The organism is Brachybacterium rhamnosum (genome assembly GCF_039526185.1).
Lineage (GTDB): Bacteria > Actinomycetota > Actinomycetes > Actinomycetales > Dermabacteraceae > Brachybacterium > Brachybacterium rhamnosum.
Genome location: NZ_BAAAIS010000002.1, coordinates 1183919 through 1196232, shown reverse-complemented (window position 1 = coordinate 1196232; position 12314 = coordinate 1183919). Strand labels below are relative to the sequence as shown.

Annotated in this window: 25 protein-coding genes; 4 read left to right on the top strand and 21 right to left on the bottom strand. The window is 71.5% G+C overall.

The features are described from left to right. Window positions 1–64: 64 nt before the first annotated feature. Window positions 65–433 carry a hypothetical protein gene (locus tag ABD080_RS07270; RefSeq protein WP_343904242.1) on the bottom strand — a complete coding sequence of 123 codons (369 nt, stop codon included), beginning with the start codon at window positions 431–433 and terminating at the stop codon, window positions 65–67. A gap of 112 nt (window positions 434–545) precedes the next feature. Here ABD080_RS07270 and ABD080_RS07265 point away from each other — a divergent pair, with 112 nt between their 5' ends. After that, a complete protein-coding gene (locus tag ABD080_RS07265) occupies window positions 546–1025 on the top strand; it encodes a hypothetical protein (RefSeq protein WP_343904241.1) in 480 nt (159 codons plus the stop codon). Window positions 1026–1476: 451 nt separating this feature from the next. Here ABD080_RS07265 and ABD080_RS07260 read toward each other — a convergent pair whose 3' ends face one another. From ABD080_RS07260 to ABD080_RS07165, 20 genes are all read right to left on the bottom strand, one after another. Then, window positions 1477–1617, bottom strand: coding sequence for a hypothetical protein (locus ABD080_RS07260; RefSeq protein ID WP_343904240.1), 141 nt, complete (start codon window positions 1615–1617; stop codon window positions 1477–1479). After that, window positions 1614–1907: a hypothetical protein gene (locus tag ABD080_RS07255; protein WP_343904239.1), complete on the bottom strand. Its 294-nt coding sequence runs from the start codon at window positions 1905–1907 to the stop codon at window positions 1614–1616. Before ABD080_RS07255 ends, ABD080_RS07260 begins: the two co-directional genes overlap by 4 nt. After that, a complete protein-coding gene (locus ABD080_RS07250; RefSeq protein ID WP_343904238.1) occupies window positions 1904–2380 on the bottom strand; it encodes a hypothetical protein in 477 nt (158 codons plus the stop codon). The genes ABD080_RS07255 and ABD080_RS07250 overlap by 4 nt, the downstream gene beginning before the upstream one ends. Next, a complete protein-coding gene (locus ABD080_RS07245) occupies window positions 2377–2520 on the bottom strand; it encodes a hypothetical protein (RefSeq protein ID WP_343904237.1) in 144 nt (47 codons plus the stop codon). Before ABD080_RS07245 ends, ABD080_RS07250 begins: the two co-directional genes overlap by 4 nt. Beyond that, window positions 2517–3032 (bottom strand): hypothetical protein, encoded by a 516-nt coding sequence (locus tag ABD080_RS07240; RefSeq protein ID WP_343904236.1) that lies wholly within the window; start codon window positions 3030–3032, stop codon window positions 2517–2519. Before ABD080_RS07240 ends, ABD080_RS07245 begins: the two co-directional genes overlap by 4 nt. A 328-nt stretch (window positions 3033–3360) precedes the next feature. Then, the gene (locus tag ABD080_RS07235; protein WP_343904235.1) at window positions 3361–3720 is read right to left on the bottom strand and encodes a hypothetical protein; all 360 of its coding nucleotides are present in this window, start codon (window positions 3718–3720) and stop codon (window positions 3361–3363) included. Then, entirely contained in the window at window positions 3720–3956 is a 237-nt protein-coding gene (locus ABD080_RS07230; protein ID WP_343904234.1) for a hypothetical protein, read from the bottom strand. Before ABD080_RS07230 ends, ABD080_RS07235 begins: the two co-directional genes overlap by 1 nt. Next, entirely contained in the window at window positions 3953–4114 is a 162-nt protein-coding gene (locus tag ABD080_RS07225) for a hypothetical protein (protein ID WP_343904233.1), read from the bottom strand. Before ABD080_RS07225 ends, ABD080_RS07230 begins: the two co-directional genes overlap by 4 nt. A gap of 88 nt (window positions 4115–4202) precedes the next feature. Then, the gene (locus tag ABD080_RS07220) at window positions 4203–4400 is read right to left on the bottom strand and encodes a hypothetical protein (protein WP_343904232.1); all 198 of its coding nucleotides are present in this window, start codon (window positions 4398–4400) and stop codon (window positions 4203–4205) included. A 257-nt stretch (window positions 4401–4657) separates the two neighbouring features. Beyond that, window positions 4658–5164 (bottom strand): hypothetical protein, encoded by a 507-nt coding sequence (locus ABD080_RS07215; protein ID WP_343904231.1) that lies wholly within the window; start codon window positions 5162–5164, stop codon window positions 4658–4660. A gap of 26 nt (window positions 5165–5190) precedes the next feature. Beyond that, window positions 5191–5688, bottom strand: coding sequence for a hypothetical protein (locus tag ABD080_RS07210; protein ID WP_343904230.1), 498 nt, complete (start codon window positions 5686–5688; stop codon window positions 5191–5193). Beyond that, window positions 5685–6584: a hypothetical protein gene (locus ABD080_RS07205; RefSeq protein ID WP_343904229.1), complete on the bottom strand. Its 900-nt coding sequence runs from the start codon at window positions 6582–6584 to the stop codon at window positions 5685–5687. Before ABD080_RS07205 ends, ABD080_RS07210 begins: the two co-directional genes overlap by 4 nt. Beyond that, window positions 6581–6946: a hypothetical protein gene (locus ABD080_RS07200; protein WP_343904228.1), complete on the bottom strand. Its 366-nt coding sequence runs from the start codon at window positions 6944–6946 to the stop codon at window positions 6581–6583. Before ABD080_RS07200 ends, ABD080_RS07205 begins: the two co-directional genes overlap by 4 nt. Window positions 6947–7040: 94 nt before the next feature. Continuing rightward, window positions 7041–7511, bottom strand: coding sequence for a single-stranded DNA-binding protein (locus ABD080_RS07195; RefSeq protein ID WP_343904227.1), 471 nt, complete (start codon window positions 7509–7511; stop codon window positions 7041–7043). 2 nt (window positions 7512–7513) lie between these two features. Further along, the gene (gene nrdH / locus ABD080_RS07190; RefSeq protein WP_343904226.1) at window positions 7514–7756 is read right to left on the bottom strand and encodes a glutaredoxin-like protein NrdH; all 243 of its coding nucleotides are present in this window, start codon (window positions 7754–7756) and stop codon (window positions 7514–7516) included. Then, entirely contained in the window at window positions 7753–7911 is a 159-nt protein-coding gene (locus tag ABD080_RS07185; RefSeq protein WP_343904225.1) for a hypothetical protein, read from the bottom strand. Before ABD080_RS07185 ends, nrdH begins: the two co-directional genes overlap by 4 nt. Window positions 7912–8102: 191 nt before the next feature. Continuing rightward, window positions 8103–9077 carry an AAA family ATPase gene (locus tag ABD080_RS07180; RefSeq protein WP_343904224.1) on the bottom strand — a complete coding sequence of 325 codons (975 nt, stop codon included), beginning with the start codon at window positions 9075–9077 and terminating at the stop codon, window positions 8103–8105. Then, on the bottom strand, window positions 9077–9616 hold the full coding sequence (locus ABD080_RS07175; protein ID WP_343904223.1) for a hypothetical protein: 540 nt from the start codon (window positions 9614–9616) through the stop codon (window positions 9077–9079). The genes ABD080_RS07180 and ABD080_RS07175 overlap by 1 nt, the downstream gene beginning before the upstream one ends. A 105-nt stretch (window positions 9617–9721) precedes the next feature. Beyond that, a complete protein-coding gene (locus ABD080_RS07170) occupies window positions 9722–9907 on the bottom strand; it encodes a helix-turn-helix transcriptional regulator (RefSeq protein ID WP_343904222.1) in 186 nt (61 codons plus the stop codon). Between the two features lie 54 nt (window positions 9908–9961). Further along, window positions 9962–10180 carry a helix-turn-helix domain-containing protein gene (locus ABD080_RS07165; protein WP_343904221.1) on the bottom strand — a complete coding sequence of 73 codons (219 nt, stop codon included), beginning with the start codon at window positions 10178–10180 and terminating at the stop codon, window positions 9962–9964. A gap of 147 nt (window positions 10181–10327) precedes the next feature. Here ABD080_RS07165 and ABD080_RS07160 point away from each other — a divergent pair, with 147 nt between their 5' ends. Genes ABD080_RS07160 through ABD080_RS07150 form a run of 3 tightly spaced genes read left to right on the top strand, consistent with a single transcriptional unit; the run spans window position 10328 to window position 12265 of the window. Further along, window positions 10328–10747, top strand: coding sequence for a helix-turn-helix domain-containing protein (locus tag ABD080_RS07160; RefSeq protein WP_343904220.1), 420 nt, complete (start codon window positions 10328–10330; stop codon window positions 10745–10747). Beyond that, on the top strand, window positions 10671–11096 hold the full coding sequence (locus ABD080_RS07155; RefSeq protein ID WP_343904219.1) for an ImmA/IrrE family metallo-endopeptidase: 426 nt from the start codon (window positions 10671–10673) through the stop codon (window positions 11094–11096). Before ABD080_RS07160 ends, ABD080_RS07155 begins: the two co-directional genes overlap by 77 nt. After that, window positions 11093–12265, top strand: a complete 1173-nt coding sequence (locus tag ABD080_RS07150; protein ID WP_343904218.1) for a tyrosine-type recombinase/integrase — start codon at window positions 11093–11095, stop codon at window positions 12263–12265. Before ABD080_RS07155 ends, ABD080_RS07150 begins: the two co-directional genes overlap by 4 nt. The last annotated feature ends 49 nt before the right edge of the window (window positions 12266–12314 follow it).

Sequence of the window (12314 nt, the reverse complement as noted above, 5' to 3'; positions counted from 1 at the left end):
TTGCAGTGTCGCAACATACGGTACATCTTGGGATGCGGAGACACAACAGGCCAGCAGATGGCGCCTACTTGGCGAGGAAGAAGAACACCACCTGCGCGATGAGGCTCAGCACCGCAACACCCGAGGCCACCCAGGCGGCCACGAGGTTCCGTCGCGCCCTCCCCCGCTCGACCCCTGCGTTGGCGCGCTGCTCCTCCGCGTCGGCCTTGGCGAGCTCGAGCAGCTCGGCGAGGCGCTCGTTCGTCCGCCGTGCCTCTCGACTACCGAGGAGCTGGGAGGCCGGGATGGGGTTGTAGGCCTGCTGGGGCTTGAGTCCTGCCGTCGCGTCCCGGATGGCGATCCGCTCGACCACGGGGCGGGCTGCCAGGCCGGCGACGCTCTCGGGCCCATCGGGCCCGTTCTGGAGGATGCTGCGGATGGTCTTGTCGGTCATGGGGGCATTGTCCGTTCAGGGTCCGACATCCAGGGCCCGGCTCCGGGAAGTGGAAGTAGCGGGCCGGCCTACTTCCACTTTCGGGACGGGCCGGATCCTGGAAGATGTGCCCATGGAACCGATCTACTGGACCTCGTTTCTTGCCGTCGCAGCACCGCTCACGACCCTCGCATTGACGCAGCGCCATTCGCGGAAGATGGCTGAGGAGGACCGGCGGCGGCGGCGGGAGGAACTTGCCTTCGAGGGCCGAAAAAACCTCTCGAGCGAGCGACTGGAAGCCGCGACTGCCCTGCTGGCTGTAGTCGAAAAGTTCATCGAGTACAGCGACTTCAACGAAGAGCATGTCAGCGAGGACCGTCTTCCCGATGGCCTGCGATCTGAGGGTGAGATGGCGAGGGCCAGGACCCGTCTACTCGCTGATCCTCTCCGCGTCGCAGTCGTTGACCAGCTCTATGAGACCGCGGAGAGACACGCCCGCCTTCGGGCACCGCTAGCAGCCGTGAAGGAAGCTCGGATGAAGTTCATGTGGGAGTGGGCGGATCTCCTCGTGGCCGTCCCCGACGCCGAAAACTCTGCCAGGGGCGAGAAGTAGGTCCGGCTCCTAGGACTCATCCCTAGGCCAGTAGGGCCACTCGGTGTGGCCGCAGGATCGGCACTCGTCGTAGCGGTTCTCGAGCGGTTCGTACCACGGGGCGTAGGACCGCATGGAGTCGCCGCACTTCGGGCACTTGATGTCGCTAATGCCTGCCCCCTCACGTCACGAGCGGCACGGAGAGCGGCACGGGCGTGGTCCCATGCCTGGTCGATGTCGTCCATGTGCGCGGTCTCCTCGGTCTCGCCGGGGACGAGGGCGATGATTGCGCGCGCGGCGGCTTCGACCTCAGCCTCGGTGGGCTCCTGCTGGGACAGGTAGACGCGCGCCCACTCGGCACCCTCGGCGTGCGCCTCGGCGATCTGGTCCCGCACCGTGCCCACGTGCATGCGGGGCGTCCGGGCGTACTCGCGGGCCGCTGTGTGGGCGGCGGTGGTGTAGTCGTCGGGGGTCATCGGGGCTCCTTCGCGGTGGTGTACTCGGGGCGGGGAATCCAGAACAGGGCGCCCGGTGGGGCGTCGGGGAGGCTCGCGTACCGGGCGCCGTTCTCGTGGAGCCACGGGGCGGGGTCGGTCGTCTCGGGGGCGGTCACGCCGGCCCCCAGGGGGTGACGAGGCGGCGGAGCACCCGGTTCGGCTCCGCGAACGTGGCGTCGTCCTGCGTCTCCTCCTCGGCTTCGACGGGCATGAGCGCCGTCCAGCCGACCATCGAGGTGTGCTCGTGGTACTCCCGGCCGCCCAGGTACCAGTCGCCGCCGGGGGTGCGGACGGCTGCATAGCGCCTGGGACCACCGAACACGTCGATGTGGGCCACGGTCCCGACGGGCAGTGCTTCGGCCTGCTCGGCGGTCTCGATGAGGACCGGGCGGTAGAGGGTGGTCACGGGAGGTCCTCCTGGATCATCGAGGGGAGCACCAGCAGCGGCCGCCGGTTGACGTCGTGCGCCACCCGGTAGCCCTTGCGGCTGCTCTGATGGATGAACGTCGCCCCCTCCTCGTAGTCCCGATGGATGCGCCCGTCCTGCACCTGGACCCGCTGGGTCACGAGGCCGGCGAGAGGGAAGTCGAGCCCGCCAGGCCCGGAGTACGGGAACGGCTCGGGGTGCGTGCGGGTGAGGAGGCGGACGTCCCACCCCAGCGCGGGGTAGAGGGATGCGGGCATCCACACGCGGAACTTGCGCATGTTCCTCTCCCAGGGCTCCGCCTTGCGGTCGTTCATGCGCTGAGCGGCGGCCACGATCTGCGAGGGCATGTCCTCCCAGAGGTCGGCGAGGGTCAGCGCCTGGCGGAATCTCAGTTCGGCGCGGACGAGGTAGTCGGTGATCGTGACGGGCTGTCCGAGGCGGTAGGTGCTCACGCGGCATCACCGCAGTCCGCACCGAACCGGTCCTCGAAGTCCAGCTCGAGCTCCCACCCGAGCGGGCCGTCGTAGTCGTCCAGATCCGGCGGGGTCAGCTCGGGCGACTGGTAGGTCGAGAGGTCAGGCAGAGCATTCACGGGGTCATCTCCTCGAGGTAGGCGAGCATGTCGAGCTGCTCGGGCTCGTCGGGTGTGCGGGCAGCGGCGTCGCGGAGGAGCGCGATCGTCTGCTCCCATGCGTGGAGGCGAGCCGCCCAGCCGGGCCGGGTCTCGTCCTCCTCGTGGTAGTGCGGGTGCCAGTCACCGGGGAGGGGCGTGAGGCGGTGAGGGCGCATCCGGTCCCGCCACGCGTCGACCGCGGTGAGCGACTCCGACCAGGCGCGGACCTCGTCCACCCGCGGGTCGCCGGCGACCGCGGCGTCCAGCTCCTCCCAGGTGACCTCGTGGCACGGGCGCGCGTACCAGCCGCCCCACGTGTCGCGGGACTCGTAGAGGAAGGCGTGGCGGGTCTTCCGGTACGCCCAGTCGCCGGACGCGCTGGCCTTGATCTCGCCGGTGTCCGGCGGGCGGGTGCCGATGAGGATCGCCAGCGAGTCGTAGGGCGCTTCGGCGAGGCAGACGAGGGCGTCACGGACCCGGGTCGCGGTCATGACGCCACCCGCTCCCGAAGCCGCGAAGCGAGCTGGTGCAGGCCGTGCCGGTGCAGTGCACGCTCCGCCGCCTTCGGCGTCCAGCCGACACGCTCCGCGGCCCTGTCCGGGTGCTCCCCGACGGACAGCAGGAACTCGAGATCCTCGATGCGGGCAGCGGTCCGGCCATGGGGCCGCGGGAGGGTCGCATCGTCGGACGGGGTCGACTTCGAGTCCGGCAGGCCGGCCCGAGCTCGGAGCGCCCGGTCGTAGGCGGAGTTCGCGGCCCGGCACTCCTCGCACCGGCAGCCGCGGCAGTAGCGGGCGCGGGTCCCGTGTCCGGCGGGCATCACGCGGCCTCCGCCCGGATCGAGAGGACGTCCTCGGCGAGCTCGCGCCGGCACGATCCCCGGCCCTGGCTGATCGCGTACAGCGTGTGCCGGGACCATCCCGTCACAGCGGCGACCTGGCGGATGGTCCAGCCGGCGCCGGTGAGGCCGGCGAGGCGGTCGCGGACCGGGCCGGCGGGCACGTAGGAGGTGCGGCCGGCGGCGACGCCGGCGCGGAGGTTCTGGATGTACCGGTTCCAGGCGGTGCGGCAGGCGTCGCAGCCGCACCGGTGGCGCTGGTACGTGTGCTGGTGGCCGTGGGGGCGGTGGTGGGCGCACGTGCAGTCGTGGCGCTCGGTGCGGGTGCGGTGGGCGGGCATCAGGCGGCCCTCCCGTCGTCACGGCGAGCCCACGCGTCGAGCGCATCAGCGACGACGGCGGCATCGCCGAGAGGCAGGTGCAGCGTGACGGACGTCAGGCCGGTGAGGCGGGCGGCGCGCGTGCGGGCCTTGAGGTTCCCGGCGATAGTGGCGACCTGCAGCCGGTGGGACCTCGCGATCTGCTCGAGGACGTACGCGTCGCGGGTGGCGCGGGCGGCCTTCCGGTCGTGCCTCACAGGATCACCCGCCACAGGGACACGATCCCGGCGAGGACCAGGGAGGCGATGAGGCCGCCGCCGAGGAGGACGGTCGCCCACACGGCGACGGTCGCGAGGACCTTCCCGCCGGCGGGCTCCGCGGTGGGCTCGTTCTTGGGGTGCTGGTCGGCGTTCATCGGGTGGGCTTCCTGTGGGTGGGGGCGGTGGTGGCGAGCGCGAGGATGAGGTCGCGGAGGTGCCGGGGGCGGGCGCGGTGGCGGCGGTTCATCGGGTGACCATCGCGTAGTGCTCGTTGGCGGCGGCGTGGAGGTCGTTGAGGGAGAGGGAGGGGCCGGCGGTCCAGGTGCACTGGGGGCAGGTGGCGATGTAGGAGTCGGTGGTGCGGCGGTAGGTGACCTTGGGGAGGTGCTGGGTGCCGTGGGCGAGGGTGGAGACGAGGTGGGCGGCGGTGTTCTGGTTCATGGCGGCGGTCCCTTCGAGGGGGTGTGTTGCGGCGGTGCATCACACGTTACACGTTGAGATGCAGGTCTGCAACACTCCGGGCATGGAGTGATCATCCGATGCACAACGGATCCCCCAACACGTCGATGACCTGCGCCAACGACACCCGATACCCCCTCCCCCGCCCGTAGTTCACCAGCAGCCCATCCCGCACGGCCTTCCGCACGGTCCACGACGACCGCCCGCACGCGAGGCCCGCAACCTCCGTGTCCACCAGGTCACGCGGCCGCATGACGCACCTCCGCAACACTCATCCGCTCACGGCACGACGTGCACTCGAGCGTGCCGCCGACAGGGCGGAGCGGGCCGGCGCCGCACCGCGGGCACTTCACGTTCACCGTCAGCCGACCCCGGGGCTTGTCCGTGTGCGCGACCGCGCGCGGCACCAGCGGCGTGAGGTCCCCGAGGAGCACCGGCGCCGCCCACGACCCACGGAGCGCCCGCTCGTGGCCGCTCAGCAGCACGGCGGCCCCGGACACCGTCAGGCGGGGGAACGCGCCCAGGAGCCGGCCCACAGCGTCGTTCAGCGCCCCACCGAGCTCCCGCCGCGCGTCGGCCGCGTCGAAGTTCACCGGCAGCCCCGGCGCCGTGGACCGAGCGACGGTCTCCCCATGACGCCCGCGGCGCGCGACCGCGGCCTCGAGATCCCCGTCCATGCCGATGCAGCGGCGGATCAGGACGAGCAGCTGCTCGGCGTCCCGCCGGCACAGGGCCGCCCCGTTCACCGGCGCGCCACACCACCCGCACGGGTTCATGCCGCACCGCCCAGGCCCCGCGGGCGCCGCTCGAGCTCGAGGCGACGCACGGGCGGACCGAGCGTCCGTCGGGTGACGCCGAGCGCCTCATCCGCGGCGGCGGACGCCTCCTCGACCGTGGCGCCGAGACCGATCGCACGGACCGCCGCCTGCTTCCACTCCGGGGACCTGGTCCCCTCCTCCTCGGCAAGCTCGTCGGGCGGCGTGAGGCGGCCGAGGTCCGCGGAGGCGACGTTGCGGCGACGGACCTTCTCCGCCGCGGTGCGGATGTGCCCGGGCTGCAGCCGGAGCATCTGCGGCTCCCGGTACAGCTCCGCGAGGCCCTGCAGGGCGAGGGACGCGTCGATGTCGCCGAGGACGAGCATCCACGCCTCGATCCGCGGGTCGAGGACGAGGCGACCGTCGGAGTCCCGGTACGGGGTGGTGGGGGGCTCGACGCGATCGTCGAACGCGCGTGCGGTGGTGATCAGCTTCGTGAGCTCGGAGCGGTTCATGCGATCCTCCTCGTGAGGGCCAGGGGTGGGGTCTGGTCGTAGTAGCCGGACTGCTCGAGTGCCTCGTACGCGCGGGCCGCGTCGTAGGACTGCGCCATGGCGCGGCCGGTGTCGCCGGCCTGGGGGCCGCCGCGGCTGCCGCCACGGGGCGGGAGGGGCCCGTTCTCCCACCGGTCCTGGTTCAGCCACGTGGTGGCGAGGGGGATGAACTGCTGCTCGGGGAGGTTCCGGTCGGCGGCGTACGCCTCGACGGCCGCCTGGAGGTGCTCGGCGGTGACGCGGGCGGCCTGGCGGCGGTTGCCCTTGACGGCCTTCTCCCATGCAGCGAAGGCGGTCTTCTTCGTGTCGCCCTTCTTCGGCCAGGTCTTCCACCAGAGCTCGAAGGAGTCGGGGTACACGAACCCGCGGGGCCGCGGAGCGGTCGCCGCGAGGAGCTCCCCCTGGGGGGTAGGGGGGAGTAGTTCTTCTACTTCTACTTCTACTTCTGCTTGACGGTTGCTTGCGGTTTGCTTAGCAATTTGCCTGTCGTCGCTGGTCACAGACTTTCTCGTACTTTTCGCGTGACGGGCCTTCCCACCCCTCGACCCGGACACTGCGCGAGCCTTCGACGTCGCCGTGAACTTCTCCCGCGAGGTCTGGTGGTGGTCCCAGTCGTGGAGCTGCCATCCGTCCTTCGTCGCGTCCCACAGGCCGACCCGGACGAGCTCGGCGGCGTCCTCCTCGGAGGCCCGGAACATGGCCAGCATCGGCGTGGGGATGGCGCCGAACGTCCGCGACTCCACCGTCCACGACAGGGCGGTGACCCAGAGCGCGCGCGGGCCCGCCTCGAGCTGCACCCACTTCGGGTGCCGCCAGAGGTCCGAGTAGGTCTTCCCCCACGGGGCACGGTCGGTCATGACGGCCTCGACCCGGTGAGCAGGGCGACGAGGTCGCGGACGGTCATGGTCACGTACTGCTCGCCCGGGTCAGCGGTTCCGCGGCGCTTGTGGACGACGACGCCGGCGACCGCGTCGTCGTTGCCGCGCTCGACCTCGGCCTCGCGGGTCCAGCCGGCGAGGTCCGTGCGGGCGACGTCCTTGCACTCGAGGACGACGCGGCCGCCGAGCACGGCGCGGACGCCGCCGACGTCTCCTCGGTCCTTCGAGCCGGTCTTGACTCGTCGGTCGATGCGATCGTCGACGGTGGCGGCGAGGTAGTCGGCGACGGACCGCTCGAACCTGGTGCCGGCGGCGCGGGCGCTCGCGCGGGTGCGTCCCATGGGGTCCCTCCTTCTGCTGTGGTGGCGGTGTGTCGTGCCCCGGCTCGGCCTTGACGCCGATGCCCGCCTACGCGGGGGCCGGGGCTGGGATGGGTCAGAACGGCGGATCGTCGGTGCCGTAGCCGCCGCCCTGCGGCGCGTTCCCGGGGCCCTGCTGGCCGTAGCCGCCCTGGGGCTGCCCGTACCCGCTCTGGCCCTGCGGGGCGCCGTAGGAGCCGCCCTGCTGCTGGCGCTTCGGCCACACCCGGACGCCCTCGGCGTTGACCTTCACCGTCGCCTGCGTGTTGCCGTCTCGATCGGTGTAGATCTCGACCCCTGCGACGGTGCCGGTGATCGTCACCTGCTGACCCTTCTCCGGGGTCTGCGCGGCGAGGAGGTCGTGCACGAGGTCCCAGTGCGCGACGTCATAGGCGGTGGACGAGAGGGTGGTGAAGCTGCCGTCCTGCTCCTTGCGGGAGCGGCCCGCGCGGACCGTCAGGTTCCCGACACGGTGGCCGGACTGGGTCGTGTTCCAGCGAGGGTCGGTGACGATGCCGCCCTCGATCGTGATGCGTGCGTCTGCCATGGTCAGGACTCCTTGAGTGCGTCGATGCGGTCCAGGCGGAAGCCGGACCAGTGGGTGCCGTCGTCGAGGACCACGACGGGCGCCTCGCGGTGCCCGAGCTCGAGGACGTAGTCGTAGGCGTCCTGGTCCTCGGAGATGTCGACGAGGGTGTAGGCGGTGCCGTTCTTGTCGAGACGGCGCTTCGTGGCGTTGCACTGCTGGCAGGCAGGCTTCGTGTAGACGGCCACGGCGTGCAGCTGGGTCACGCGGTCTCCTTCTGGGAGTAGGGGGTGGTGGTGCCGTCCAGCGAGAGCCGGACGAGACCGTGCGGGGTGAGGACGGGGACGTCCTCACAGGTGGCGGTGCCGAGGCGGCGGACCATCCAGCCCGCGTCGTACGCCTCGGCGGGATGGGCGTGCACCCACCCGTGGCACCCGGTGGTGCCGGACCCGCAGAGGAGGATGAGGTTCGCGGCCCTGTGCGGGTCCGCGCCTCCCCTCCCCTGCCGGTGATGGAGGGACCCGCCCGCGGTGTAGGCGCCGCACCGGAGGCACCGGTCCCGGTCGCGCCAGCGGACGAGCTCCGCCACCTCGACCGGGACACGGGCCCGGGTCATGCCGCCGACTCCGCGGGGGCCTCGGCGGCGGCCTCGGGTGCGAGGTCCGCGGCGCGCTGGTTGATCGCCGCGGCGAGCCCGTCGTTCATCGCGCCGGCCTTCTGCGCGTCCCGCCACAGGGCGCGGAGCCCGTCGACCGTCTCCTCGGCCATGACGGCGTCGAGCCACTGCACGGCCGGGTCGACCTCGGCGGCGGGCGGAGTCGCGGGGTGACCGGCGTGGTGCCGCTCCCCCATCCCCTCCCCGACGCCCATGGACTCCCACAGCTTCGCGACGGAGAACTCGTTCAGGCGGGTGGGCCGCTCGAGCTGCAGCTTCACCGACCGGACGCCGGAGAGCTCCACCTCCCCGCGGGCCCGCATCTTCACGACGGCGGCGACCTCGTAGGGGAGGTTCTTCTCCGCCTCGACCTTGTCGGTCTTCTCCTTCGTCGGCTGCCCCTGGGCGTCCATGACGGTGACGACGGAGAGGCGGGCGGTGACGATGACGGGGCCGCGGAACGCGCGGAGGAGGTCGAGGACCTCACCCCAACGGCCCTTCGCCCGGTTCCAGAGGTCCATCGTGATCTGCACGTCGTCCTCGGGCTCGGAGCGGTGGTACTTCCGGGCCTTCGCTGCGGCGCGCTCGTTCGCCTCCGCCTGCGCCATGTCGGATAGCTGCGCCCACAGGCGTCCCATGGAGTCGACGATGAGGAGGTCCGGGCGGTCCGGATCCGCCTCGAGGGCGACGATGTCGCGGAGCGACGCGAGGAGCGCGGCGTAGGTGCCGTCGTGCTCGACGATCTGGAAGTCAGCGCCGGGGACCTGGGCGTACTCGTCCGGGTCGTCCTCGCCGATGCCGAGCCAGTAGGCGTCGCGGATCATCTCGTGGCCGGTCGCCTCGGCGGCGGCCCAGGACTTCCCGGCCTTCTCGGCTCCGGCGAGGAGGACGATCGGCCACGGCGCGCAACCGGTGGGTCGACGGGTCTGCATCACTCCTCACCGCCGTTCACGACGTCCTCGATGAGCCCGGCGACACCGAGCTCCTGCAGGAACTGGTCCATCTCCCGCTTCCCGTCGACGTGCTTGTCCGCCTTGAAGCGGAGGGACTGGTAGACGGAGCCGTGGCCCTCCTCGACTCCGGGGATGACCTCGCCGTCCTTCGTGACGGGCGTCCCGTCGACGTAGTCGGCGACGAGCGCGTCGAGGATCCCGCGGGCCTGCTCGGTGAGGCGGGGGCGGGTCTCGACCATCTCGGGGTGCTGCTCGGTCGCCCACTCGATGAGCGCGGACTCGGAGACGATGACGGGCTTCGACTTCCCGCCGGCGAGGGAGAGGACGGCGACGTCCTTCCCGTCGACGTCGACGACCCAGCGGTTGGAGTTGGTGCGGGACTTCTCCTCGAGCAGCGCCTGCAGGTGCTGCTCCTTGATGTGGGCCATGCCGTCCTTGACGACGTCGGCGACGCGCTTGAGGGCGGCGTACTGGAAGTTCAGAGTGCGGAGGTCGGGGGCGTGGTCGGTGGCGGTCATCGGTGGTCCTTCCTGGTGCGGTGGTCGCGGTACTCGGTGGTGAGGGCGTAGGCCCAGACGGTGATGAGGACGAGGGCGCAGGCGCCCTGCCAGAGGTGGAGCGGGTCAGGCATCGGCGGTCACCGTGCTCGCCTTGAGCCACGCCTCGAGGGCGTCGGCGGGGTAGCGGACCCAGCGGCCCTGACGGACGAACGGGGGGCCCTTCTTCTCGTAGCGCCACGTGCCGAGGGTGGAGTCGGAGACCCCGAGGTACTCGGCGGCCTCGGGGATAGTGAGCAGGCGGTTCGGCATGGGATACTCCTGGTGTGTGTGAGGGCGTCCCCGCTTCGGCGGGGGCGCCTTCCGTTACTTCGTGGGGGTGAGCAGCGACATCACGTCGCGGCCCGGGAACGCGGTGGCCAGCCCGGCGATGAACCGAGTCGAGGGGCCGGTCCGGTGGGCGAGGACGCGGGAGACGGTGGACGGCTCGACGCCCATGCGTCGGGCGAGCTCGGCGTCGGTGGTGATGCCTTCGGCTTCGCGGTAGGTGGCGAGGCGGTCGGGGTCGATGGTGTAGGCGGGCACCGTTCCCCTCCTTTCATGTTGCTGTGCTGCATCAGAGCCTAACCCCGACGTTGCAGAAGTGCAACCCTTGCGGGTCGACATGATGCAGAACCCGCTGGCCAGGGGCATCACTTTCGTTTGTTGCACCCCTGCAATACGGTGGCCAGCATGGACCCCGCCTGGATCACATGGATCAACGAAGTCAGCGACAACGCCTCCCTACGGCAGGTCGCCCTCAAGATCGGCGTCGCCCCCTCGACGCCCACCCGATGGAAGGACTACCCACCCCGCATGGATGCGATCGTCGCGATCGCACGCGCCTACGGCGCCCCCGTCGCCGACGGCCTCCTCGCCGCCGGCTACGTCACCGAGGGCGAGCTCCGCGCGCCCCGCCCCGAGAGGGACCTCGGCCGCTTCTCCGCCACCGAGCTCCTCGCAGAGCTCACCCAGCGCGTCACCGCCGACGAGCAGAACGTCACCGAGCAGCGCCCCATCACGGAGCCGGGCGACTATGGAGAGGAGCCCACCCCGGATGACTACGACCTTGCCGCGACCCGCATCGCCCGCGATCGAGGACCTGATTGGTGAAGCGCACCGACGAGGGCTCCGCGTCTGGTGGCGCCGCCTCGGCGACCGTGATGGGGCATGGTCATGCCGCCACGGTGGCATCTGGCTTCGCCCAGACCTCACCGCCGCCGAGGCTTGCTCCGTGCTCGCCCACGAGCTCGGCCACGCCCACTACAACGACGTCGGCCCCCAGGGGGACCGCGAGGAAGCACGCGCATGGCGCTTCGCCGCGCGGCACCTCGTCGACGTCGACTCGTACGCGGCCGCCGAGCAGGAGCACGGCCCGCACCCCGGCGCCCTCGCCGCGGCACTCGGCGTCACCCCCGACGTCGTCAAGGCGTTCCAGAGCATGATGAGGAGCCTGCTGTGAGGGACACCTCGCACCCGAAGATCAAGCAGTACACCGACAAGCGCACCGGGAAGCCCCGCTACCTCGTCCGGTACCGGAAGCCGAACGGCGTGCAGACGATGAAGCGCGGCTTCACCACGAAGCGCGACGCCGAGGCATGGCTCACCGACCTCGAGTCCTCGAAGCGCCGCGGAGAGTTCGTCGCCGTGTCCGCCGGCCGGGCGACGATCGGCGAGCTCGCCGAGCCCTGGCTCCGCGGGAAGGAGGTGCGGGTGAAGGCGTCGACGTGGGCGGCGCTCGAGACCGCATGGCGCGTCCACGTCGCCCCGACGTGGGAGCGGACCGCGGTCGCCGCCGTGCTCCCCTCCGATGTGCAGTCGTGGATCCGTGACCTCTCCGAGGAGAAGTCCCCGACGGTCGTGATCCGCGCGCACGGCGTCCTCGCGGGGATCCTCGACGTCGCCGTCCGCGACCGGAGGATCGTCGCGAACCCCGCCCGGAACGTGGAGCTCCCGAGGAAGCGGCGCCGCGCGGCCCGCTACCTCTCGCACGTCGAGGTGGAGCGCGTCGCGTCCATCTCCCGGCATCCGGCGCTCGTGTACCTCCTCGCCTACGGCGGGCTCCGCTGGGGTGAGGCGACCGCGCTGCGCGGCACGTCCGTCGACCGGGACCGATGCCGGGTGCGCGTCGACGAAGCGGTGGTGTGGGTGCGGGGGAAGCCGGTCGTCGGCACCCCGAAGTCTCACGAGCGCCGCTCCGTGCCGCTGCCCCGGTTCGTGATCGACATGCTCCCGGACGCCGGCGACGGGCTGCTGTTCCCCGGCGCGCGGGGCGAGTACATGACGGCGCCGACGAAGGCCGGCCGCGCGGCGGACGGGTCGCGGCTCGTGGTGCGGTGGTGGGAGGCTGCGCTCACGGCCGCGGGGCTGCCGTACATGCCGCCCCACGATCTGCGGCACACGGCGGCGTCGCTCGCGGTGCAGTCGGGCGCGTCGGTGAAGGTGGTGCAGCGGATGCTCGGGCACGCGTCGGCGTCGATGACGCTGGACGTGTACGCGGACCTGTTCGATGCGGACCTCGATGAGGTGTCGGCGGCGCTCGAGGTGCGGCGTGCACACGAGCTGAACACGAGCCCCCCTGACGGTCGGGCATCACGCGGTGCGCTCAGGATCGTGGGGCAAGCAGGTTGAGGGCACTCTCGGCCGTGACCTGCGACGATGAGTAGGTTTCGAATCCCTC

Bases quoted from the DNA above. Each gene is read 5' to 3' on its own strand.
- ABD080_RS07270 (WP_343904242.1), bottom strand. From the start codon at position 433: ATGACCGACAAGACCATCCGCAGCATCCTCCAGAACGGGCCCGATGGG.
- ABD080_RS07265 (WP_343904241.1), top strand. From the start codon at position 546: ATGGAACCGATCTACTGGACCTCGTTTCTTGCCGTCGCAGCACCGCTC.
- ABD080_RS07240 (WP_343904236.1), bottom strand. From the start codon at position 3,032: ATGACCGCGACCCGGGTCCGTGACGCCCTCGTCTGCCTCGCCGAAGCG.
- ABD080_RS07235 (WP_343904235.1), bottom strand. From the start codon at position 3,720: ATGCCCGCCCACCGCACCCGCACCGAGCGCCACGACTGCACGTGCGCC.
- ABD080_RS07225 (WP_343904233.1), bottom strand. From the start codon at position 4,114: ATGAACGCCGACCAGCACCCCAAGAACGAGCCCACCGCGGAGCCCGCC.
- ABD080_RS07220 (WP_343904232.1), bottom strand. From the start codon at position 4,400: ATGAACCAGAACACCGCCGCCCACCTCGTCTCCACCCTCGCCCACGGC.
- ABD080_RS07210 (WP_343904230.1), bottom strand. From the start codon at position 5,688: ATGAACCGCTCCGAGCTCACGAAGCTGATCACCACCGCACGCGCGTTC.
- ABD080_RS07205 (WP_343904229.1), bottom strand. From the start codon at position 6,584: ATGACCGACCGTGCCCCGTGGGGGAAGACCTACTCGGACCTCTGGCGG.
- ABD080_RS07200 (WP_343904228.1), bottom strand. From the start codon at position 6,946: ATGGGACGCACCCGCGCGAGCGCCCGCGCCGCCGGCACCAGGTTCGAG.
- ABD080_RS07195 (WP_343904227.1), bottom strand. From the start codon at position 7,511: ATGGCAGACGCACGCATCACGATCGAGGGCGGCATCGTCACCGACCCT.
- ABD080_RS07180 (WP_343904224.1), bottom strand. From the start codon at position 9,077: ATGCAGACCCGTCGACCCACCGGTTGCGCGCCGTGGCCGATCGTCCTC.
- ABD080_RS07175 (WP_343904223.1), bottom strand. From the start codon at position 9,616: ATGACCGCCACCGACCACGCCCCCGACCTCCGCACTCTGAACTTCCAG.
- ABD080_RS07170 (WP_343904222.1), bottom strand. From the start codon at position 9,907: ATGCCGAACCGCCTGCTCACTATCCCCGAGGCCGCCGAGTACCTCGGG.
- ABD080_RS07160 (WP_343904220.1), top strand. From the start codon at position 10,328: ATGGACCCCGCCTGGATCACATGGATCAACGAAGTCAGCGACAACGCC.
- ABD080_RS07155 (WP_343904219.1), top strand. From the start codon at position 10,671: ATGGAGAGGAGCCCACCCCGGATGACTACGACCTTGCCGCGACCCGCA.